This is a genomic window from Paenibacillus durus (assembly GCF_000756615.1).
Taxonomy (GTDB): domain Bacteria; phylum Bacillota; class Bacilli; order Paenibacillales; family Paenibacillaceae; genus Paenibacillus_AQ; species Paenibacillus_AQ durus.
Window position 1 is genome coordinate 4379974 of sequence record NZ_CP009288.1, and the last position, 22781, is coordinate 4402754.

Here is a 22781-nt window from a genome sequence, read left to right on the forward strand (position 1 = left end):
ATTATATCGAATAATCTCTCTTTATCATTATGGACTGGAAGAACCCATATAAATCCGGATCGTCGATCCCCGTTCCACTCTTGTTCCCGCCTTGGGCGCCTGATTGATAACCGTATCCCCGGTGCCAGAACGGACAAGATTGAAATTCATATTCATATCCTCGTAAATGTCCTGGGCTGTAGCGCCGACCAAATCCGGTACTACATCAATGGGCGTCTCCCCGAGCTTGTAGACCTTGGCCAGCTGATCTTTACGCTGAGGCACCTTCAAATAATGCAGGGAATCCTCCAGAATATTCTGCACGATCGGCGCAGCCACAACGCCCCCGAATTGGATGCCTTGCGGATTGTCCACAGCGGTGTATACGACAATTTGCGGATCATCCGCAGGCGCGAAGCCGACAAAAGAAACGATATGCTCCGACGAGGAATAGCGTCCGTTAATGACTTTTTGCGCAGTACCCGTCTTGCCGCCGACCCGGTAGCCGTCAATAAATGCCGGCCGGCCCGTTCCTTTGGCGACGACGCTCTCCAGCGCTTCGCGCACCTTCTTCGACGTCTCCTCCGAGATGACCTGACGAATCATCTCCGGCTTCACTTCGGATACGGTCTGCCCGGTATCCGGATTGACCCACGCTTTGGCAACATGCGGCTTGTAAAGCTTCCCGCCGTTGACCGCCGCCGACACCGCCGCAATCTGTTGAATCGGCGTTACGGATACCCCTTGGCCGAAGGCTGTAGTTGCCAGTTCCACCGGCCCTACCCGGGACGGCTTGAACAGGATGCCGTTCTCCTCGCCGTTCAGATCAATTCCCGTTTTACTGCCGAAGCCGAAGTTGCGGATATATTGGAACAGCGCGTCTTTTCCGAGCCGCTGTCCCAGAACAACGAAGCCGGGATTGCAGGAATTCTCCACTACTTGCAGAAATGTTTCGCTACCGTGGCCGCCTTTTTTCCAGCAGCGCAGCCTGGCCCCGCCTACTTCAATATAGCCGGGATCGTAAAAGTGGTCATGCTGCAAATCCACCTTGTGCTCGTTCAGCGCAGCAGCCAGCGTAATGATCTTGAATGTTGAACCGGGTTCGTATGTCATCCAGATCGGCAGATTCCGGTTATAGATCGCGGAGTCATACTCTTTATACTGGCCCGGTTCATAACCGGGACGGCTTGCCATCGCCAGAATCTCCCCGTTCTTCGGATTCATTGCAATCGCCCAGCTTGCGTTGGCCTGATATTTGACCATGGCCTGATCCAGTTCCCGTTCCATAATGGACTGGATCTGCTTGTCAATGGTCAGTTCGAGGTTCAGGCCATCTTGGGGCTGCGCGTATCTCTCCGAAGAGCCGGGCATCAGCCGTCCCCCCGCATCGGACAAATACGAAATATTCCCGCCGATGCCTCTCAGCAGCTTGTCATAGACATTTTCGATCCCGGTAATTCCCTGATTGTCTATGCCTGTGAAGCCGAGTATATGCGCCGCCAAATCTCCATAAGGGTAAAAACGCTTGCTGTCCTCGGCCACAACGATGCCCGGCAGCTGCAAATCACGAATGTTCCCGGCGAGCTCCATCGTAATTTTGCGTCCGCCGGGCTGCAGTCTCACCGTGGATTCACGTTTTGATAGCAGGGTTACCAGCTTCTCCTGCGTCATTCCCAGAAGCGGAGCCAGCTTTACCGCCGTCCCCTCTTTGTCCTTGACCTGCACCGGAATGGCATACACGGTCGGCGAACTGATGTTATAGGCCAGTGCAGTCCCTTCGCGGTCCAGAATTTCGCCGCGTTTGGCCGTGAACGGAATGTTACGGCGCCATGAATTCTCCGCCTTGGCTGACAATTCTTCTCCCTTGGACAGCTGCACATAGGCAAGACGCAGGACCAGAGCTATGAATAACACGGCAAGCCCCAGCAGAGTCCATAGCATCCGCCGCCGCGACACAACATTCGAAACTTTCATCTCTGTCATCCCCGCTTTCCAAAGCATAGACATGCGCTCTTTCTTCATGACTATTCAGGACAAACAGGGCTTAGAACAAGCCTAGTTCGAGGATGCGGCGTTCTGTTCGGAGTTACTATCCGGCCGGTTTTGATGGGGAGGCCGATTTGATATTCGGATCGGTCGTTTTCCCCGAGGCTGTCTCGGTGTCTTGTCCGTCTTGCTTGTTAGGCTTCAGGGTCAATGCAACTTGCTTTTTGCCGTTATTCACGGATTCCTTCTGTTCCGTGACATACCCTTCTCCGCTGACCTGGATGCCGACCTTCAGCAGGCTCAGCACCTCAAGCGCGTCACGCAGCGATTCACCGCGCAGATCGGGAATGGTCGGCTTATCGCCCTGCTCGCTGAGCAGGTATACCTTCTGCCCGGAAGCAAGGGCCGTACCCGCGGACGGATACTGGCTGGCCACTGTCGGACCTCCTCCGACACTTTCGAAATCAAAGCCCTGATCAAGGAGCTGTTCTTTCGCGGACTTCATCGTTTGGCCGACCATGTTCGGAGCAGTGCGCGCCGACACCGCATCATCCCCGGACTTCTTTCCGTTCTTGCCCCCATCCGCATACACTTTGGGAACACCCATATACTCCAAAGACTGGGAAACGATCTTCTTGAACACCGGCGCCGCCGCCGTGCCGCCGCCGACATCTCCTTTCGGTTCGTCCATGATGACGATGACCGCGATCTTGGGATCGTTAACCGGAGCGTAACCGATGAAGGAGACCAAATTCTTGGTGGGATCATACTTCCCATCGATACCCACTTTAATTGCTGTACCGGTCTTGCCCGCCACGCGGTAACCGTCAATATAGGCTCTCTTCCCGGTTCCAATTTTCTGATCGGCGACCACCTGCTCCAGATAGCTGCCCGTCTTTTTGGCGGTGTCCGCTGAGATGACCTGACGCACCATTTCCGGTTTCGTAACGGTCATTTTCCCGGTATTCGGGTCGTCGATTTCCTTGACCACGTACGGCTTCATCAGCTTGCCGCCGTTGGCGACCGCCGATACCGCGGCGAGCTGCTGGATCGGGGTGACCTGCACCTTCCCATGACCGTAAGCCAGAGTGGCGAAATCCACTTCATAATACGGCTTGACTAAGCCTTTCGCTTCCCCAGGCAGATCAATCCCCGTTTTTTGGCCGAAGCCGAAATCATCAGCATATTTAACAAGCTTATCTTTCCCAAGCATTTCATAGCCCAGCTTGACAAAACCCACGTTACTGGAATGCTTCACGCCATCCAGATAGGTAATTCTCCCCCAACCTCCATGCATATCATTAAGACGTCGTCTACCGATCATGATGTAGCCCGACTGAAATTTCGCGTTCGGATCGAACAGCTTCTCCTGCACCGTGCCCGCCAGCGTCACGATTTTAAACGTCGACCCCGGCTCATAAATGGACTTGATGGCATGATTATAGAAATCGGCCTGATCCTGCGTGTTCCAGTATTCATTGGGATTGAAGGTGGGCAGATTGGCCATGCCCAGAATCTCCATCGTGTTCGGGTCGGCGGCAATGACCGTCATGCTCTTCGGCTGATATTCCGCGTAGGCCTCTTTCATGGCATCTTCGATGTAATACTGGATCGTACTGTCAATAGTAAGCTTGAGGTTATCGCCATTGACAACTGGCTTGTAGCTTTCCTCAGCATCCGGAAGCTTGACGCCCTTGCCATCACTCTGGTAATTGAGCTTTCCGTCCATTCCCCTCAACTGCTTGTCGTAGAAATACTCAAGCCCGGCCACGGCGTTGCCTTCACGGTTCGTATACCCAAGAATATGAGCGGCCAGCGAGTTTTTGGGATAATAGCGTTTCTGGTCCTTGACCGTGCCGATACCGATTTCGCGGATATCATGCTTCTCTTCCAGCTTTTTCGCGAACTCGGCAATCTTGTCGGCCACTTCCTGATCGACTTTCCAGCCCTCGTTGCGCACCTCGCGGTTCTTGTATAAATTGCCGTCCTTATCCTTCGCATCGATCAGTTCTTCGAGTTCCGAAACCGGCTTGTTCAAAATCTCATGCAGTCCCTGAATGACTTCGTCTCGAAGGCCCCGCTCATGAATGACGTCCGGCTCCACGACCACCGTAAAAGCGGGTACGTCGCTGGCAAGGACATTTCCGTTGCGATCTGTAATTTCTCCGCGCAGGGCTTTGATAATTGTCGTATGCGCCCAAGTCTTTGCGGCCTCTTGTTGCCAAAAATCCCCTTGAAGCACCTGAATATAGAATACCCGTCCGACCAGAACAAGAAAAAAGAGGGTAATACATCCCCCTATGAACAGCGTGCGAAGCTTTATTCTTTTTATCATACGCAAACCTCACAACTCTTTTTCGCGTTCTTACGATCCCTATGACTATTTCTCATTAGTATAAGCAACATTCCGAGGAACAAAAATCGTCTGCTCGTCGTCAGGAGAGGTCCAGCCCCAGGAACGGGCCTTGGCTGGAATCTGCTGCTCCAGGTCCTGCTTCTCTTTCTGATAAACGGCAATCTTCTTCTTAGCCTTTGCAATCTCAGAATCTAAGTTCTGCGCCTGCTTGTTCAAATCGTAAATGTGGGCATAGCGCCATACCAAGACGCTGGACACTAGGACGAATAAGGCTAGAGTCAGGAGGTATAGAAGCTTCTCCTGCACGGGGAGCGCCGTTCGCCTTGTGATAACCTTTGTCTTTTCGCGGTAGCGTGGATTAACTTTCGGTTCCCTTTGTTGCTGCACAGCCAAATTGCCGCGGGTATAGGCCATCTCTGACTCTCCTTTTATCGTCTTTTTTACAATTTCTCCGCAATGCGCAGCTTGGCCGAGCGGGCGCGAGGATTCAAGGATAGCTCCTCTTCGCCGGGCGTAAGCGGCTTGCGATTGATCAGTTTCATCTGGCCTTCGCCTCCGCATACACATAACGGAAAATCCGGCGGGCACGTACAGCGGCCGACATAGCTGTTCAAGATTTGCTTGCAAATCCGGTCCTCCAGGGAATGGAACGTAATCACGGAAACTCTGCCTCCGGGAGCCAAGCATCGCACAGCCGCATGAAGGGCCTCTTCAAAAGCGCCCAATTCGTCATTCACGGCAATGCGCAGCCCCTGAAAGCTTCGTTTGGCGGGATGTCCGCCCGTCCTGCGCGTCGCGGCCGGAATTGCCTCCTTAATTATATCGGCTAGTTCCCCCGTACTATTAATAGGTCGAACTGCTCTCCGCTCCACAATTTTTCCCGCAATCCGCCTGGAGAACTTCTCCTCTCCATACTGGAACAGCACACGGGCAATTTCCTGTTCGGGCCAGGTGTTAACGATTTCCGCAGCGGTCAATTCGGCGCTCCGGTCCATCCGCATATCGAGCGGAGCGTCATGGTTATAACTGAAGCCGCGCTCTCCTTCATCAAATTGCGGGGAGGAGACGCCCAAATCGAACAGGATGCCATCCACCTGAGGAATGCCGTCCCTCTGCGGTACGATAGACAGCGCTCTCAGTACTTCCTCCAAATCCCGAAAATTCGTCTTGACCAGGATAACTTTGTCTCCGAAGGCGGCCAGCTTTTCCTTGGCGTTGTCCAAGGCCCAGTCGTCCTGATCGAGCGCGATCAACCGGCCCTGACTGCCCAAGCGGGAAGCAATTAAGGCACTGTGCCCCGCTCCTCCGAGCGTACAATCCACATAGATGCCGTCTTCTCTGACATGTAAGCCCTCCGTCGCTTCTTCCTTCAGAACCGTGATGTGATGAAACAAGACTTATCCCTCCAAGACAGTATTCGGTAAATAAATTATAAATCAAAGTTGAAATCCACCAGCTTCTCGGCGATCTCGTTGAACGATTCTTCCGACTGCCCGAAGTACTGTTCCCAAAGCTCCTTGTTCCAGATTTCCACCCGGTTCGATACGCCCAGAATAACACAGTCCTTGTTCAGCTTCGCATACTCACGCAGATTAGCGGGAAGGGTCACCCTCCCCTGCTTGTCCCACTGGCATTCCGTCGCTCCCGAGAAAAAGAAACGGCTGAACGCACGGGCGTCGCTCTTCATGAGCGGCAGACTTTTCAGCTTTTGTTCCATGATTGCCCATTCTTCCATGGGATAAACGAAAAGGCAGGAATCGAGTCCGCGGGTGGCCACAAAAGAGACGCCGAGCAGCTCACGAAACTTGGCCGGAATAATGATACGGCCTTTATCGTCAATGCTATGCTGGTATTCCCCCATAAACATTGGCTGCCCACTCCTTAATCCCTCTGGTCCCCACTTTGCCCCACTTTTCACCACTTAAGCATAATAGATTCGTCACTAAAAATCAAAAACCTTTTTCCGGTTAAAGGGAATTTATTCCTGCCTTTATCCTCCTTGCATCCTTAAGAAAATCGCGTGGTACTATTCGGGAGTCCGGTGCAATGTGACATAAAACAGGGAATCAATACGAACCGTGTGAAAGACTATTGACGAAAAAGACATACGCCAACCATGCCGGAGGTAAAACCATCGGTAAATTTATCGAAGCGAATGACGGGGTCGTGCTTTGTGTCGAAGATAAAATTAACCGCCGGCCCTGCGCTAATCCGCGTTTCGACCTTGTTCATCCCTTCATTTTTGAAAAATTCCTTCTATTAAATAGACCGAAATTTCATAGCGGACTTTATGAAAGCACCAAATAAAAAAGGCAGCTTACCAATTTAATATTGGCCAAGCTGCCTGCTGCCTATTTCAAAATATCAGAATTTATAAGCTGAGCACTTATCATTTTGCCTTATATTTCTGCGAGAAACGGTACCGCGATTAATCATTTAGCTTCCAGCTATCCAAATACGCAACTTGCTCGGGTGTCAGGCGGTCAATGCCGAGCCCCATGCTTTCCAGCTTGTAGCGGGCAACCTGCTCGTCCAGCTCATAAGGAACATTCTCGACCTTGACGCCGATTTTTTCATAGTTGTCATTTACGTATTTCAGCGAGAGCGCCTGAAGCGCGAACGTCATGTCCATAATTTCCGCCGGATGACCGTCCGCCGCGCCTAAGTTGACCAGCCGTCCCTCAGCCAACAGGTACAGCTTGCGACCGTCCTTGAGCTGGTATTCCTCGATATTTTTACGGACAACGCGCTGCGTTACCGCTCTCTCCGCAAGCTCCGGCTTGTTGACCTCCACATCGAAATGACCGGCGTTGCACATAATGGCCCCGTCCTTCATCACATCGTAATGCTCGCCCCGGATGACATAACGGTTGCCGGTTACGGTAACAAAGAAATCGCCCAGCTTGGCCGCTTCCAGCATCGGCATGACATGGAACCCGTCCATATGCGCTTCAACCGCCTTAATCGCATCGACTTCCGTGACGACAACGTTCGCGCCAAGTCCCTTGGCCCGCATAGCGACGCCTTTGCCGCACCAGCCGTAACCGACAACCACAACCGTCTTGCCCGCAACCATCAGATTGGTTGTACGGATAATGCCATCCCAAGCGGACTGGCCGGTGCCGTAGCGGTTATCGAACAGATGCTTGCAGTATGCATCGTTGACGGCAACCATCGGGAATTTCAGCACACCCTGCTTCTGCAGAGCCTTCAGCCGGATAATACCGGTCGTTGTCTCCTCCGCACCGCCGCGGATGTTCACCATCAGGTCGGGCCGCTCGGAATGCAGCAGCGTCGCAAAGTCGCCGCCGTCGTCGATAATGAGGTCGGGCTTGCTTTCGAGCGCCTTGATGTTGAGCACCTTGAACTCCTCGGGTGTCGGATTGTATTTGGCAAATACGGTAATGCCGTCTTCGACCAGCGCAGCGCATACATCGTCCTGCGTGGAGAGCGGGTTCGAGCCGGTAATCGTTACCTCCGCGCCGCCAGCCTGCACGACTTTGGCCAAGTAAGCGGTTTTGGCTTCCAAATGCAGCGTAATGGATACTTTCAGCCCTTTGAACGGCTGCTCCGCTTCGAACTGCTCACGGATACGGTTCAACACGGGCATATGCTGGCGAACCCAGTCAATTTTGAGATGTCCCTCTGAAGCGAGCGACATATCGGCCACAATACTATTTTGCTTGGATAGGGAACTCATTGGATGACCTCCTGATCGTGATTTATTATTTTAACTTCTTACATATAGATAATCCGGTGCGTCCCGCTGTAATCTGTGGGGAGCTCCATCAGCCCGTCCAGCCAGGATCGGCCGTATCGGTTCAAATAATAGATAATATTATAAACTCTCTCCTGCAGTCTGCCCAGCGGCATAAGCGAACGTTCAATCCGCTCCCACTGCCGCAGCGCGGCTTCATTCTGTTTCGCCATTGCGTCCTGCACTTTATGCTGCAAGAAGGAAATCTGATCCAGTATTTTCTCCTTGTTGCTGCCGCCAAGCTTGATAAGTCCAGCCTGGACCGTGCCGATTTGTTCGATAAGAGGGTCGTACATCGCCGCGAAAGCAGCTTTCGCCTCCTCGAACCTTCTGCCAAGCTCCAGCTCGTCCTGTGCTTCAAGCCACCGCCGCTTCTTGTCTTCCAGTCCGCCTTGGACATCGGCGAAAGTCAGTCCGTATTTCTCCAAATGCTTATGCAGCGTGCCTTCCACGATAGTAAAAGACATGCGGGGAATAATCAGCGGCATCCGCAGCCCCATATGCGCAAACGCCCGGCCGGTAATCCCCCAATATGAGATTTCGCCTTGACCAAGCACCGTCGCCAATACAGGCAGAAGATAATCCTGCATAAGCGGCCGGGTCAACACATTGTTGCTGAAGCGTTCGGGGTGCCGGTCCAGAAGATTCAGCAGCTCCTCGCGGGAAAAAGAGACAGTGCCTCTCCGGTCGGTGAATATCCCGTCCTTCTTGATCAGCAGCAACCGGGCCCCTTTATGGATATAAAAAAGATTCGCTCCGCCAGCCGTCACATCAGCCTGAAGCTGAAATCCTCCCTCTTTAATGTCGGCAGCCGTCTTATGGTAGGAGGCTTCAAGCGTATCATTGTTCTCGATCAGCGAGCGGAAGAACGGCTGCTCCAGCCGCCGCAGGGCCGGGTCCGCCGAATCCAGCAGCACCATACCGTATTTGCCGAACAGCGAACCCATAATTTCCGCAAAAGAGCCGCACATGCTGCCGCCTGCGGCGGCTGCCCGCATAAGCTCCATCATCTCCGCCTTAAATTCACTCTCCTGAAGCAGCTCTTCCAGCTGTTCAAGCGGGCGGCGCCAATGCCCCTCTTCCACATCGATATGGCTGACCGAGGAATGCCCCGCATCCGGATGCTCGACTTTCAGTTTCGTTACTTCTCCCGACCGGTTGAGCAAATATGTATGATTAACTTCATCCCAGTCGTGGTCTTCGCCAGCAATCCAAAAAATGGGCACAACCGCCCGTTCCAACTCCCTGCTCGCTTCTTGTGCAGCAAGGATAGCCGTGACCGCTTTATAGATAACAAGGAGCGGACCTGTAAACAGGACGCTTTGCTGTCCACCGGCAACGACCAGTGTCTCCGGCTGTTCCAGCAGATCGAGCGATAACCTTACCTTTTCATGGTTATTATACCTTAAGTTATAGGCCCGCAGCACTTCCGCAAGTTGGCTGCGGTCAGCCCGGAGGCTCTCGCTTTGATCCAGCCAAACGGCACGCTGCCTCTTGTTCTCATGCGTAAAATTGCCGCCGAATAAATGAGCGACCGTTTCATAGCTGTGCATAAACCCTCGGGCGAGCGCCGGTCCGCCCGGCAGCGGCTCCGGTACAACATTCATCTCAGGTAGCCTCCTGTTCTCAAACTTCTTAAATGATTGTATCCAAAGGAGCACGCCGCGTCAAAGATCATTCTCAAAATTTATCATTAATTGATGAAAAAAACGGGATTTCCGGCGCTCCATCAAGAGTGCCGGAAACCCCGGAACTTTCAAGTATTTTCCTTGAGGACAAGAGAATTCAGGCTATTCCCGAAACTTAGGCGTATGCCTTGGCTACCCAGTGGCCTTTTGAAACCTCAACCAGCTTCGTTTCTTCTTCACTGGTCTTCGCGTCAGCCGAGTAAATCGGGCTGGCCAGCTCATCATGCATATGCAGGCGTTTCTTGTTGACCTCGATTTCCGGATCGGGAATCGGAATAGCCGACAACAGCGTTTTGGTATAAGGATGAATCGGGTTGGCGTACAGTTCTTCACTCTCGGCCAGCTCGACCATCTTACCCAGATACATGACCGCCACACGGTCGCTGATATGCTTAACCATGGACAAATCATGCGCGATGAACAAATAAGTCAGACCCAGACGACTCTGAAGCTCTTTGAGCAGGTTGACGACCTGAGCCTGAATCGACACGTCAAGCGCTGAAATCGGTTCGTCGCAGACGATGAACTTCGGATTAACCGCAAGGGCGCGGGCAATCCCGATCCGCTGGCGCTGGCCGCCCGAGAATTCGTGCGGATACCGTGATGCATGGTCATGGTTAAGACCAACCATATCGAGCAGTTCCTCGATCCGTTTCTTCCGCTCGGCTCGGCTGCCGGCCATTTTATGAATATCCAGCGCTTCGCCGATAATATCCGACACCGTGAATCGCGGGTTAAGCGACGCGTAAGGGTCCTGGAAGATCATCTGCATGTCGCGGCGCATAGCTTTCATTTTACCTGGAGACAGTTTGTAAATGTCCGTACCGTTAAACTTAACGCTGCCTGCGGTCGGTTCGTATAAACGCAGGACCGTGCGGCCCGCTGTCGTTTTTCCGCAGCCGGACTCGCCCACCATGCCGAGCGTCTCACCTTCGCGGATCGAGAAGTTGATATTATCGACCGCTCGGAGTACCTTGCCTTGGCCTACATTGAAATATTTCTTGAGGCCTTCCACCTCAATCAGTTGCTTGCTCAAGATTGTTGCACCTCCTTGGCCATCGGGTGCAGATTCCAGCAGCGCGCCGTATGCGTATCGCTGAATTCCGTAATGCCCGGATCGATTCTTTCGCAGATCGCCATCGCTTCACTGCAGCGGGCAGTGAATGGGCAGCCGATCGGCGGTTTGATCAGATCGGGCGGCGTGCCGACGATCGGGATCAATGGCTCGCCTTTCTTCTGGTCCAGACGCGGCATCGAACGAAGCAGCCCCTTCGTGTACGGATGCTGCGGATTTTTGAAAATTTCCCATCTTGTTCCCGTTTCCACCACTTCGCCAGCATACATGACGATAACCCGGTCGCACATGCCGGCGACAACGCCAAGGTCATGCGTAATCAGAATGATGGAGGTGCCGAGCTTTTGCTGCATATCCTTCATAACGTCCATAATCTGCGCCTGGATCGTTACGTCGAGCGCCGTTGTTGGCTCGTCCGCAATGAGCAGCGCCGGGCGGCAGGCAAGGGCAATCGCGATCATCACCCGCTGCCGCATACCGCCGGAAAATTCATGGGGATATTGATTAAAGCGGGCCTCGGCATTCTTGATGCCGACAAGCTTCAACATTTCAATGCCTTGCTTGGCAGCTTCGGCCGCTGACATTTTCTGATGTTTGATCAATACTTCCGTGATTTGCTTGCCCACTTTGATCGTGGGATTAAGAGAGGTCATCGGGTCTTGAAATATCATGCCAATGTCTTTGCCGCGAATAGCTTCCATTTCTTTGATACTTTTCTTGAGGAGATCCTGTCCCTGGAAAATGATTTCGCCCTTCTTCACTTTCGACGGCGGCGATGGGATCAGCCGCATAATCGATTGGGCGGTAACGCTCTTTCCGCTGCCGGACTCGCCGACAATCGCTACCGTCTCCCCTTTGCCGATCTCGAAGTTCATACCACGGACGGCCTGTACTTCACCGCCCTTTACAAAAAACGAAACATGCAAATCTTTTATCTGTAAAATCGGGTCCATTATCGTTCACCTCCTATTTCTTCAGTTTAGGGTCAAGCGCGTCGCGAAGACCGTCGCCAAAAATGTTAAAGGCCAGCATGGTCACACTGATCAGGATGGCCGGGAAAAGCATGCGCCATGGGTAAGCCAACCAGCCGGTCAGCGCGTCATTGATCATTGAACCGAGTGAAGCTCTCGGAGCTTGTACGCCGAGTCCAAGAAAGCTCAGGAAAGCTTCCGCGAAGATCGCGTTCGGGACAGACAGCGTAACCGTTACGATTATTGGTCCAATAGCGTTCGGAAGCAGATGCTTGAACAGGAGACGACTGGAGCTTGCACCCATCGAACGGGAAGCCAGCACAAATTCGCGGTTCTTAAGCTGCATAATCTCGCCGCGCACAATCCACGACATATTAATCCAGCCCGTAATCGTCAGCGCCAGAATGATCGTCCACAAGTTCTGGTCCATCACAACCAAAAGCAGGATAACCACCAGCAGGTATGGAATGGAATACAGCACTTCAGAAATTTTGTTCATGATGCTGTCCGTACGTCCGCCAAAGAATCCCATGATGCCGCCGTATACAACCCCGATCAGAAGGTCGATCAAAGCTGCGGCCAGACCTACGATGAGGGAAATACGCGCACCGTTCCAGGTGCGGACGAACACATCCCGGCCCAGTTCGTCGGTACCGAACCAATGAGCTGCAGACGGCGGCTGGTTGGTATTCAGCAAATCATTCGAATCGTAAGTATAAGGCGTTAAATGCGGGCCGATAATGGCGCCCAGAATAATCAATACAAGCAAGCCCAATGCTGCCATAGCCGCCTTGTTCTGGCGCAGCCGCTGCCAAGCGTCCTTCCAGGCCGATAAACTCTCACGCGAAATGACTTCCGCCTGCTTCTCATCCACGCCAATCTTGCGGAAATCTTCGGGCTTCAGACTAGCGCCCGATGGTACCATATGTTGTTCAGATGCCACTCTTTAGCCCTCCTTTCCCCCGGTCAGTTTAATGCGCGGATCTACAAAGACATAGGCGACGTCCGTAATAAAGCGCGTCACCATGAGCAGAATGCCGTAGAAGATCGTAATGCCCATAATGATCGGGTAGTCCCGAGTACTTATCGCTTCGACGAACTGCTTGCCGATACCGCCAATGCCGAAGATCTGTTCGATTACGACGGAGCCGGTAACGATGTTGGCTGTCATAGGTCCCAAATAAGTCACTACAGGTAAAATGCCGTTGCGCAGCACATGGCGGAAGAGAATAACGATCCAGCTAAGGCCCTTGGCCTTCGCCGTTTTGATGTAATCCGCGTGCAGCACCTCAAGCATGCTGGAACGGGTCAGCCTGGCGATAAAAGCAATCGGCTGAGCCGACAATGCGGCGACTGGAAGAACATAGTCCAAAGGATCATTAAAGCCCATAACATCAACCCAACCCAGCTTTGAAGCAAAAATATACTGCAGCACCGTGGCAAGCACAAAGCTTGGCACAGCTATTCCTAGAACAGCCAGCACCATAGCCGCTGTATCGATGAATTTACGATGGTACAGCGCCGCCAGCATCCCAAGCAGAATACCGACAATAATCGACACAATAATGGCAACAAGCCCCAGCTTCAGTGAAGCGGAGAACGTCTGGCCAATAATATGCGATACATCCTGATTCAGGCGCTTCATGGAAACCCCAAAATCACCTTGCAAGATATTACCTAAATATTTTAAATACTGCTGCGAGACGGGCTTGTCCAGACCGTACTGTTCATACAGCCGCTGGCGGATTTCGTCCGGTATTTTCTTCTCGGATGTGAACGGATCACCCGGAATAGCCTTCATCAGAAAAAACGTTGCTGAGATCAGCACAAACAGGGAAACCAGCATATAAAAAAACTTATTCGCAATATAGCGTACCATGCCCGTCAACACCTCCTTCGACATTTTTTTCACAACACAATATGATTTTATGCAATTATTGACCAATTGTCCATAATTCTATATTTTGTAATTTACCATATCTTTTACAAAAGCAAGCAGACACATTAAGAAGAAACGACTGTACGTCCAAGCAGGGACGTCATCCGTTTCTCGTAAAAATATAAGGCAAAGGATAAGCGCGCAGTTTGTAAGTTTAACTTTCAAAAAAAAAGGGATATATATGGAATTCCACATATATATCCCGAAGTGCAAGATCTACTTCAGATATTTAATCATTCAATTAAATATGCTTACTGAAGCTTAAAGCAATTTCTTCAATCTTAGTGCTCGAGCAGGTAAGCGCGAGTCAGGTCAACAGCGCCGCTGAAATCATGTGTAACGCCTTTCAGATAAGTTTTGATCAGCGTGTTATTGGTGTAGTAGTAAATCGGCATCACGATCATGTCGTCTTGGATAATCATTTTCTCGGCAGCCGCGAATTTCTCTTGACGAACCGCAGCATCACCCGTTGCTTTCGCCTCGGCGATCAGCTTATCATATGCAGGGTTGGCATAACCAGTATCGTTGTTGCCGCCTTTCGTTACCCACATGTCAAGGAAGGTCATCGGATCGTTGTAGTCCGCTGTCCAGCCTGAGCGGGCAACCTGGAAGTTCTGATGTTGACGGTTCTCGATAAATACGGCCCATTCTTGGTTTTCGAGCTTCACGTCAATGCCCAGGGATTTCTTCCACATGTCAGCGATTGCCAAAGCGACTTTCTTATGATTGTCATTAGTATTGTATGACAAGGTAAATGTCGGTAGTTTAGTCAATCCTTCTTCTTGCAGACCTTCTTCTAGCAAAGTCTTGGCTTGGGCTACATCTTCAGTAAAGTAGTTGTCTTTAATAGCCGTACGGTATTCACCGTTACCGCCAGCAATACCCGGAGGAACGAAGCCGAATGCCGGCAGTTGTCCGCCCAAAGTAACCTTGTCAATCAGCGTTTGGCGGTCGATCGACATCGCAAGAGCCTTACGGATTTTCACGTTGCTGAAAGGCTTCTCGGTTACGTTAAATTCATAGTAGTACACACTTGCAATACCTTTTCTAATAAACTCATCCGGATATTTTTTCTGTACAATCGGAAGCTGCTCCGTCGGAATTTCCCCGTTAGGATTACCTGCATAGTCCAATTGGCCGCTCTCGTATGCTTGGAGTTCGGTAGCGCTGCTGTTCACGAGCGAGAAGTTGATTGTGCTAAGTTTGATGGAATCTTTATCCCAGTAGTTATCGTTCTTGGATACTTGGATCGATTGTCCTGTCGTCCACTCGGTCAATGTGAAAGGACCGTCAACGACCATGGTATCTTTGTTTGTTGCCCATTTTGCATTGCCTTCAACCGATTTATGAACCGGATAGTAAGTATAGAAGGACAGTAGACCTAGGAAATATGGAGTTGGCGCTTTCAGCGTCACTTCCAGCGTCTTATCGTCAACCGCTTTAACGCCAACTTGGTTGAAGTCGGTAATTTTCTTTTCCTTTTCATTGTACTCTTGAGCGTTCTTCAGGTAATACAATTGATAAGTGTATGGAGCCGGTTCGGCAGCGGCAGGATCAAGGACCCGTTTCCAGGCGCGGACAAAATCTCCGGCTACAACAGGATCTCCATTACTCCACTTGGCGTCGCGCAGGTGGAATGTATATACTAAACCGTCAGCGGATACATCCCATTTCTCGGCGATGCCCGGCTCGGCTTGTCCAGTTTCGTCATTCATGCGGGTCAAACCTTCGTACATAGTCTTCAGAACCGTATTGGCTTGACTGTCGTTAGCAAGAGCCGGATCGAATGTCGGAGGCTCGGAGGTCAGGTTAATTTTAAGCGTTTGATCAGCGGCAAGCTTCTCTCCCGATGCGCTTCCATCAGTAGCGGCCGGTGTATTGCCTGCGGTGTTGCCAGTGTTCGTGGCAGCATTGTTGCCACCGCCGCATCCTGCAAGCACGGTTCCGATGACAAGAACGAGTGCGAACAGGAGTAAAAGACTTTTACTCTTCTTCATCTAGCAGTTCCCCCTAAATAGAATGGTGTTATATGGTTTATGATTATACAACCAGTGGTCAAAAAAAATCCAGAGGAATGTACTCGTAAATAAACTTTTTTAATTTTTTTTAAAATTGTGTGACAATCTCATTCTGCTCATGTTAGATTTTATGACATCACCTTCAAGATATACTTAATCATTCCGACAACCATGAACACCACATAGCCTGTCCCCATGAACAAAAAGCCAAGCCTCCAGACCGCCCGCAGCAATCTTTTCCCGTCTACCTTTCCCTTCAGGCGGTTCTGAGCGCCGCCGATCAATCCCGCCGCAATCAGCACAAGCAGGAGAATCAGATAGAATCCGAAGCCCGAATGAAAAATATTATTGAACAGCGCCGATACGGAGAACAGCAGAAAAACAGTCGTCACATCCATAGCCAATTGAAGAGCCGGCTTCTTGTCCCGCCCCATAGCAACAGAAATAAAATAGACGAGCAAAAAAGGCAGTACAGGCGTTATGCTTAATACGATCAGCGAATTGCGGAGCCATTCCAAGCGGCTTCACCTCTCCTTTACAATCATGCCCTCCACCATCTTGATTATCAATCGGTGCGCGGGCACATCTACGCCCGACTGTTTCGCCAATTCAACCAGACTGCCGTTAATCCAGCCGATTTCCGTTTCCCTGGAAGCCAGAACGTCAGCCAGCATGGAGGACAGATTGCCGGATGTCGCACGGCATACCTCAAGTATGTCATTCCATAAGCTGTGTTCGTAGGAAATACCGCAGGCGTCATAGACGGAAACCGCTTCCTCGTAAAGCTCCCTCATCATGCTTAGGCGCAGATCTGAAGACAGCAGTTCACCGTTCGGAATACGCCATACGGCAGTCAGCGGATTAATTACGGCATTAATCAGAAGCTTCCGAAAAATCATAGTTTCCACTTGATTCGACACAGCTGCGGAAAATCCTGCTAGCGCCAGCGTCTCTGCCAAATGAGCGGCCTGATTCATTTGAACGGCTCCGCTCTCGCCCCACAAACCGATGAAGGTCTGTCCCTTCCCGGCGTGAACGACCCGGACCGCAGACTCCCGCTTCGCGCCCTCCGTTGTTACGGCCGCATACAGATGGGCCGCAGGCAGCAGCTCCCGCAGCAGCTCCATATGCCCCCAGCCGTTCTGAAGACACAGAAGATTCAATTCAGTATGCCGAAGAGGAGCAAGGAGTTCCGGTAGCATCTGGTGCAGCGGCCCTTGTTTGACCGTCAGCACGAGCCAGTCTGCGGTCTCATCCGCATAGAACCGTGAGAACTCGCTCATAGGCAGTGCTTCAACCTCGCTGCCTGGAACCAGGATCGGCTGCCGTCCGCCCTCATAGCTTATCGTAATACCGTCTTCCAAAAGCGCCGCGCACTGCTCTTCGCTTCTGCACCATAGCCGGACTCTGCCTCCGGCAAAGATCAGCTTTCCCGCCAGCAGAAGTCCGAGCGAGCCCGCGCCAATAATATCGATTCTCAAAGCTCTGTCCACCGTCCATCCATCATTTAAGTTTCCGGGGTCTTCGCAAAAGCAGCTGAGTATGCTTCCAAGCCACGGCCCCATTTGATTAGGTTACTTTTCTAGTATATCGGGCGGCGGACAAAAGGAAAATCCCGCCAGTGCGGCCTATCTTTAAGCCGCAGGCGGGATTTCGTAAATATTGCTCTCCTTCATTCGATTCTTTCCAGGTTTCCGTTAGCGTCCATCTTGAAGCGGTTCTTGATCTCCTCTTCCTCTTCGCTTAAGAATGCGAGCCTGCGGGCGCGATCCATAATCTGAATAAGCGCCTTGTAGTCATCGTTAACCACTCGATAATCGCTTTGAGCGGTATTCACTTCTTTGGACAATCTCTCATTCTCGGCTCGAAGTTCGGACAGCTCCTCCTCCTTATCGCGAAGATCCCTTTCCAGCATTTTTAGCTGACGGCCCGCTTCCTGATAAGTACCCTTCCACTGTCTCAGAAACCGGATAACGGCATCGATGGACAAGGAGTTCTCGGCTCCTTCACTTCCGTAAACCTCATCACCGTCACCGATAATGAAGCCGGCTACCTGAGCGCCTCTGGACGAGTTTTGTTTTTTCAGATAGCTTCTTTTCTGCCGCTGGCCTTTCGCAATAGATATCGCTTCCTCGTAGCTTTTGCGAACACTGCTGTTCCAGCGAAATCCGCAGGCCGCCGATGTCCTGCCGATTCTTTCGCCCACTTCTTCAAATGCGGCCAGTTGTGTACTGCCTTCCCGGATATGACGCAGTGTAACCTCCGCCAAAATGAGATCGTCTTCCTCGCTCCAGGCATCCTGTCTAATGGCTGTCATAAAGCCAAACCTCCTAGTAACATCTTGAAATAACCATCTTCGTAACCGGCGGTCCCGCCAGCAAGTGAATGGGGATAAAAGCTGCTTACTCCATTCCTATGCCTCTCATAGAGTTCATAGAATCTATTTGATACTCTTTTGTATTTCCATTTTGGCTTCCGCTCATACGCGATCCAGGAAAATAGCGATTTCATCATCTTCCCCCAACGTCAATCATATCGATCACATTCCCAGGAAAATCGCCCTCTTTTTCCATTGTATTCGTTTACACTATTTTGTCCGCCGGGTATAATAAATATAGGTTTATCCGTACGTTCAGAACCTTAGGAGGGGGATGGTAACGTGGCTCGGATGTTTCGGGTACTGGGATTTTTCACGCTGACAATCGGTCTGATGGCTTTTGCTGGAGATATGGTCGAAATGGCGCTGCTGTTCTTTTTACAGACCGCATTTTTCGTGATTATGGGGTATATGAAGTTCACCGAGAAAACCTATATCCTGCTGTTCTGGGGCTATATGATCGTCACTTTTACAGGCTTCAGCTATTGGACGATCTTTGAGATGGGCCTTCCCCTGTGAACCCCGTCTAAGCAAACACCGAAATCAAAGCCCCACGCGCTGTGGGGTTATTTTGTGTGCCTTGATATAGGCTGCCGGCCTGAAAAGCGGTATGATATTTTTACAGGATCGAACATATTATACCTAGCATAAGCTAAGTCTTCCAAGGAGGTGAGTGCGGTGCTCTTCCGCAAACGACTGACTGCCTTTCCGCTCATACTGCTCTGCTGCTCGCTGCTGCTGATTCCGCCGGCGCCTTATTTGTCTGCCGATCCGGAGCAAAGCGCAACGGCCGCCGCTCCTTCCGCTTCCCCGCCTTCTTCCATGCCGTCTGCTTCCATGCCGTCTTTTTCGGATAATGAAGAAGCCCGCAAGCTGATGCAGCAAACGCTGTCTGCGGCTGAAATCGAAAAGGAAATTGAACGCATCGGCGCCGAGCAGCACGCGCTTGAACTTAGCACGGCCGCTTTAAGCAGCCAGGCCGCCAAGAAAAAGGCGGACATCACGGAAAAGGAAAAACGGGCCGGCGCCGTTGTGCGCGCTTACTATACGGGGGACAGGGACCCCCTGCTCACCGCCCTGCTGTCTGCAAAGACACTAAGCAAATGGTTCATTCTGCTCGATTACTATGAAATGATTATGGGGCATGACAAGGAAATACTGGCGGAGTATGAGAAGGAGTATAAAGATCTGCGGACCACACTGGAGGCGGCAGAGCGCTCTTCTCAGGAGTTGGCGGAGCTGAGAAGCGCCTTAGAGGAACAGAAGCTGCGGGTTGAGGCTCTGCACAAGGACATTAACGGCGCTATTCAGAGCAGCGGGAATCCGGAGAGCATGGCAGCCCTTTTGGAGGAATTTACAGCATACTGGCAAAATATCGGAATCCATGAAGTTAAGACCTATTTTAAAGCGCTGTCCGCGGCGATGAATGATCTGCCGCAGTTCGTAGAGAACCGCGAGGGCGTTCTGACGCGCCGGGGGATGACTTACGAATTGAATTTGAAAGAAGCGGATTTGAATGAATTTTTACATTCCAAGAACAAGCTGTTCGACAATTTCGCTTTTACGTTCGAGAACGGTTCGGTTATCGCTTCCGGCAAGAGCGGGGACTTGTCGCTTCGCCTTCAGGGGCATTACACCATACAGGATGAGCCAATGAACGGGCTGATGTTTCATGTGGACAGCATCATCTTCAATGGCCTTGAACTGCCTGATATGACGCGCAAATCACTGGAAGAGGAGTTTGATCTGGGCTTCTATCCGTCCAAGATCGTCTCTTTCCTTCGCGCCTCTGAAGTGGACAGCAAGGATGGCGTGCTTCATGTGAAGCTTACCCTGTCGTTCTGAGGATAATGCGCCCGTTTAGAGCCCATTATCCTCTTCCTCAGGTGAATACGAGAGCGCTTTGATATATCCCGCCGCATCCAGCTTGCCTGTCAGCAGCAAACCCGCCGCTGACGTTATTTCGCTCCAATCGGCCTGGGGCTCTCCGGCAAGGCCTCCTCCACCCATCAGCAGGCTGCCAGCGTCAAATGGAAGACTGTCTCCGCCCGGCAGCCCGCCCCGGTACGCTTCTTCCGCCGCCGGCAGCCGCCCGGTGCCAGCCAGCCAATCCAGCTGCGATCTCGCCGATGTTATATATGACAGCCAGTCGGCCGCCGCCTTCGGACTTCGGGTCTGAGCGGAGAGGGAGAAGGTGCGGCTGTACAGCGTTTCTTCTCCGACAGCGTCTCCTAACCACGGCGCCTCCGCTGCCAGATCGCCGCCCCCACTCTCCTGCCACTCAGAAAGCGGAAGCACCGCTGCGGCTATCTTCCCCTCCCGAAGCATATTCCAGACACTATCGTCCTGCCCGTCCGTCAGATAGATGGAGCTGCGCGCCTGCCCGATCCAGTCAAGCGCATCTCGGCTCCCGGGATACAGAGAGCTGCTCACGCTTTCCAGAAAGGCGGACACACCATAAGCGCTGCCCGCATCCATCGCCAGCACGTATGTATTGGGTTTCTTGAAGCTTTGTTCCAGCAGCCGGGTCCACTGATCAAGAGTTCTCGGCAGCGCCTCTACTCCGAGCTCCCCCATCACCTTTAGCGAATAGACAAAGACATACGGATCAATATCCAGCGGCATGCCCCAGACATAACCGTTCCATTGCAGCAGCGGCTGCAGCGGGGGTAACGGCGTCCCCCCGGGCGAGCTCCGGTATACGTCAACGGGCAGCAAAAACCCCTGCTGCGCCAGTTCCTTGATATGATGCGCTTCTGTCATCACAATATCGGGTCTGTTCCCGATCGTCAGCTCATTCATCAAAGCATCCTCTCCGGCTGCTTCTCCTAGATTGCTCAGCTCTACCGTTACTCCGGTAGATAATGCGTAATGGCCGCTAATTTTTTGCAGTTCGCGGAACTCCTTGTTGCTTAGCGACACCGATATCCGAAGATGGGCTGGCTCGCCCTTTTGCCGGAGGGAGGAGCTCTGGGATTGCGATTGATCTTCATTCAAGACAGGAGGATCATCCGTTTGGTTCAGGTCCATACTGGGAGACAAGCTCGTCAGCGACAGCAATAAAATTGCAAACAGCAGCCAGTAGTTTTTGCGTTTCAGCATGTTCTCCTCCTTGTCCGTTTCGAGGCCCGTCTCCCTATTTTACCAGTCTGCGGAGCATTTGTCTGCCCACTCAATGATAGCGCTTTCAACCAATTCTACATACAGAAGGGGCCGGAAGTTTCCTCCCGGCCCCTCCTGTATAATTTTAAAAGGGACGTTTCTACAGCAAATCGGCAGCCAGTTGAGCCAGACGGGAACGTTCTCCTTTTTCCAGCGTAATGTGACCGCTTATGCCCTGCTGTTTGAACTTTTCGACAATATAGCTGAGCCCATTGCTTGCGGCATCGAGATAAGGATGGTCGATCTGCTCAGGGTCGCCCATCAGAATAACCTTACTGCCCTCGCCCGCTCTGGAGACGATCGTCTTTACTTCGTGGCGCGACAGATTTTGCGCTTCATCGATGATGATGAATTGTCCCGGGATGGAGCGGCCGCGGATATAGGTCAGCGCCTCAACCTGAATGCTTCCGAGACCCATCAGAATTTTGTCGATGTCGCCGGCTTTCTTCGTATCGAACAGGAACTCCAGATTATCGTATATCGGCTGCATCCACGGCCGGAGCTTTTCATCTTTTTCACCAGGCAGATAACCGATATCCTTGCCCATCGGAACGACAGGCCGGGCGATCAGGAGCTTCTTGTATTTATGCTCATCCTCAACCTTGAACAGGCCGGCGGCAAGCGCCAGGAGCGTCTTGCCCGTTCCCGCTTTGCCGGTGATGGTGACAAGCGGAATTTCTTCGTTAAGCAGCAGTTCAAGCGCCATCCGCTGCTGCGCATTGCGGGCGCTGATTCCCCATACAGGATCGTTGCCGAGATAGAGCGGCTCCAGACGGCTGCCGTCGCTGCTTACCTTGAGCAGTGCCGATTTGCCGCTGCCGATCTCATCCTTCAGGATAATGAATTCATGGGGATACAGCGGATAGGACAACTGCAGCTGCTTGACCGAAAGGGAGCGGTTGCTGTAATACTCGTCGATCAGCGCCGGGTGAACAGGCAGTGTCTGGTACCCGGCGTACAGTTCATTCAAGTCGCCTGTGCGGTCGGATAAATAGTCCTCCGGTGTAATGCCGAGCACATCGGCCTTGATACGGACCAGAACATCCTTGCTTACGAGCACGACGGGCCGGGGATCGACCTTCTCGCTCTCCTCTTGCAAATAATTAAGCGCCACAGCCAAAATCCGATTGTCAGTGGATACCTCGCCGAACATCTCCTGCACCTTGATGAAGCTGCGGTGATTCAGTTCGACCTTCAACTTGCCCCCGTGCTCAAGCTCCACGCCGCTGTGCAGATGACCACGCTCGCGAAGTCCGTCGAGCAGGCGGGACACCGTTCGGGCATTGCGTCCGATTTCATCGGCGTTCCGTTTCTTATTATCGATCTCTTCCAGCACCACAGCGGGAATGATGACTTCATTCTCTTTAAACGAAAAAATCGAATTGGGGTCGTGAAGCAGTACATTGGTATCCAGTACAAAGATCTTTTTCATGTTATCCCCTCCACAGCGCCTGGTTTGTCTTAAAGATACAT

The 22781-nt window shown here is 51.9% G+C and carries 19 protein-coding genes; 2 read left to right on the top strand and 17 right to left on the bottom strand.

What is annotated here, in order from left to right:
- Window positions 1-27: 27 nt before the first annotated feature.
- The 15 genes from PDUR_RS19035 to PDUR_RS19110 form a co-directional block, all read right to left on the bottom strand.
- On the bottom strand, window positions 28-1953 hold the full coding sequence (locus PDUR_RS19035; RefSeq protein ID WP_042209521.1) for a stage V sporulation protein D: 1926 nt from the start codon (window positions 1951-1953) through the stop codon (window positions 28-30).
- 115 nt (window positions 1954-2068) lie between these two features.
- Window positions 2069-4300 (bottom strand): penicillin-binding transpeptidase domain-containing protein, encoded by a 2232-nt coding sequence (locus PDUR_RS19040; protein WP_042207698.1) that lies wholly within the window; start codon window positions 4298-4300, stop codon window positions 2069-2071.
- Between the two features lie 45 nt (window positions 4301-4345).
- The gene (locus PDUR_RS19045) at window positions 4346-4735 is read right to left on the bottom strand and encodes a hypothetical protein (protein ID WP_042207699.1); all 390 of its coding nucleotides are present in this window, start codon (window positions 4733-4735) and stop codon (window positions 4346-4348) included.
- A 26-nt stretch (window positions 4736-4761) separates the two neighbouring features.
- The gene (rsmH, locus tag PDUR_RS19050; RefSeq protein ID WP_042207700.1) at window positions 4762-5715 is read right to left on the bottom strand and encodes a 16S rRNA (cytosine(1402)-N(4))-methyltransferase RsmH; all 954 of its coding nucleotides are present in this window, start codon (window positions 5713-5715) and stop codon (window positions 4762-4764) included.
- Between the two features lie 35 nt (window positions 5716-5750).
- Window positions 5751-6188 (bottom strand): division/cell wall cluster transcriptional repressor MraZ, encoded by a 438-nt coding sequence (mraZ, locus tag PDUR_RS19055; protein WP_042207701.1) that lies wholly within the window; start codon window positions 6186-6188, stop codon window positions 5751-5753.
- 561 nt (window positions 6189-6749) lie between these two features.
- Complete coding sequence (locus tag PDUR_RS19065; RefSeq protein ID WP_042207703.1) at window positions 6750-8021, bottom strand: adenosylhomocysteinase; 1272 nt, start codon at window positions 8019-8021, stop codon at window positions 6750-6752.
- A 38-nt stretch (window positions 8022-8059) separates the two neighbouring features.
- A complete protein-coding gene (gene bshC / locus PDUR_RS19070; RefSeq protein ID WP_042207704.1) occupies window positions 8060-9685 on the bottom strand; it encodes a bacillithiol biosynthesis cysteine-adding enzyme BshC in 1626 nt (541 codons plus the stop codon).
- Between the two features lie 196 nt (window positions 9686-9881).
- Window positions 9882-10802, bottom strand: coding sequence for an ABC transporter ATP-binding protein (locus tag PDUR_RS19075; protein WP_179945166.1), 921 nt, complete (start codon window positions 10800-10802; stop codon window positions 9882-9884).
- The gene (locus PDUR_RS19080) at window positions 10799-11794 is read right to left on the bottom strand and encodes an ABC transporter ATP-binding protein (RefSeq protein WP_042207706.1); all 996 of its coding nucleotides are present in this window, start codon (window positions 11792-11794) and stop codon (window positions 10799-10801) included. The genes PDUR_RS19075 and PDUR_RS19080 overlap by 4 nt, the downstream gene beginning before the upstream one ends.
- A 13-nt stretch (window positions 11795-11807) precedes the next feature.
- Window positions 11808-12737, bottom strand: a complete 930-nt coding sequence (locus tag PDUR_RS19085) for an ABC transporter permease (protein WP_042209523.1) — start codon at window positions 12735-12737, stop codon at window positions 11808-11810.
- A gap of 21 nt (window positions 12738-12758) precedes the next feature.
- Entirely contained in the window at window positions 12759-13691 is a 933-nt protein-coding gene (locus PDUR_RS19090; RefSeq protein WP_042207707.1) for an ABC transporter permease, read from the bottom strand.
- Between the two features lie 341 nt (window positions 13692-14032).
- Entirely contained in the window at window positions 14033-15748 is a 1716-nt protein-coding gene (locus PDUR_RS19095) for a peptide ABC transporter substrate-binding protein (RefSeq protein WP_042207708.1), read from the bottom strand.
- Window positions 15749-15897: 149 nt separating this feature from the next.
- Complete coding sequence (locus tag PDUR_RS19100) at window positions 15898-16287, bottom strand: DUF3397 domain-containing protein (RefSeq protein ID WP_025691627.1); 390 nt, start codon at window positions 16285-16287, stop codon at window positions 15898-15900.
- Window positions 16288-16293: 6 nt separating this feature from the next.
- Complete coding sequence (locus tag PDUR_RS19105; protein WP_042207709.1) at window positions 16294-17250, bottom strand: ketopantoate reductase family protein; 957 nt, start codon at window positions 17248-17250, stop codon at window positions 16294-16296.
- Between the two features lie 191 nt (window positions 17251-17441).
- Entirely contained in the window at window positions 17442-18086 is a 645-nt protein-coding gene (locus PDUR_RS19110; protein WP_042207710.1) for an RsfA family transcriptional regulator, read from the bottom strand.
- Window positions 18087-18428: 342 nt separating this feature from the next.
- Between PDUR_RS19110 and PDUR_RS19120 the strand changes: the two genes are divergently transcribed.
- Together PDUR_RS19120 and PDUR_RS19125 are read left to right on the top strand one after the other, a co-directional pair.
- Window positions 18429-18665: a DUF2626 family protein gene (locus PDUR_RS19120; RefSeq protein WP_036596732.1), complete on the top strand. Its 237-nt coding sequence runs from the start codon at window positions 18429-18431 to the stop codon at window positions 18663-18665.
- A gap of 159 nt (window positions 18666-18824) precedes the next feature.
- The gene (locus tag PDUR_RS19125) at window positions 18825-19991 is read left to right on the top strand and encodes a hypothetical protein (RefSeq protein WP_233277399.1); all 1167 of its coding nucleotides are present in this window, start codon (window positions 18825-18827) and stop codon (window positions 19989-19991) included.
- A 15-nt stretch (window positions 19992-20006) separates the two neighbouring features.
- On the opposite strand, the gene PDUR_RS19130 is transcribed toward PDUR_RS19125, so the two are convergent.
- Entirely contained in the window at window positions 20007-21248 is a 1242-nt protein-coding gene (locus PDUR_RS19130) for an extracellular solute-binding protein (RefSeq protein ID WP_042207714.1), read from the bottom strand.
- Window positions 21249-21408: 160 nt separating this feature from the next.
- Complete coding sequence (locus PDUR_RS19135; protein ID WP_042207715.1) at window positions 21409-22740, bottom strand: PhoH family protein; 1332 nt, start codon at window positions 22738-22740, stop codon at window positions 21409-21411.
- Window positions 22741-22781: the final 41 nt, after the last annotated feature.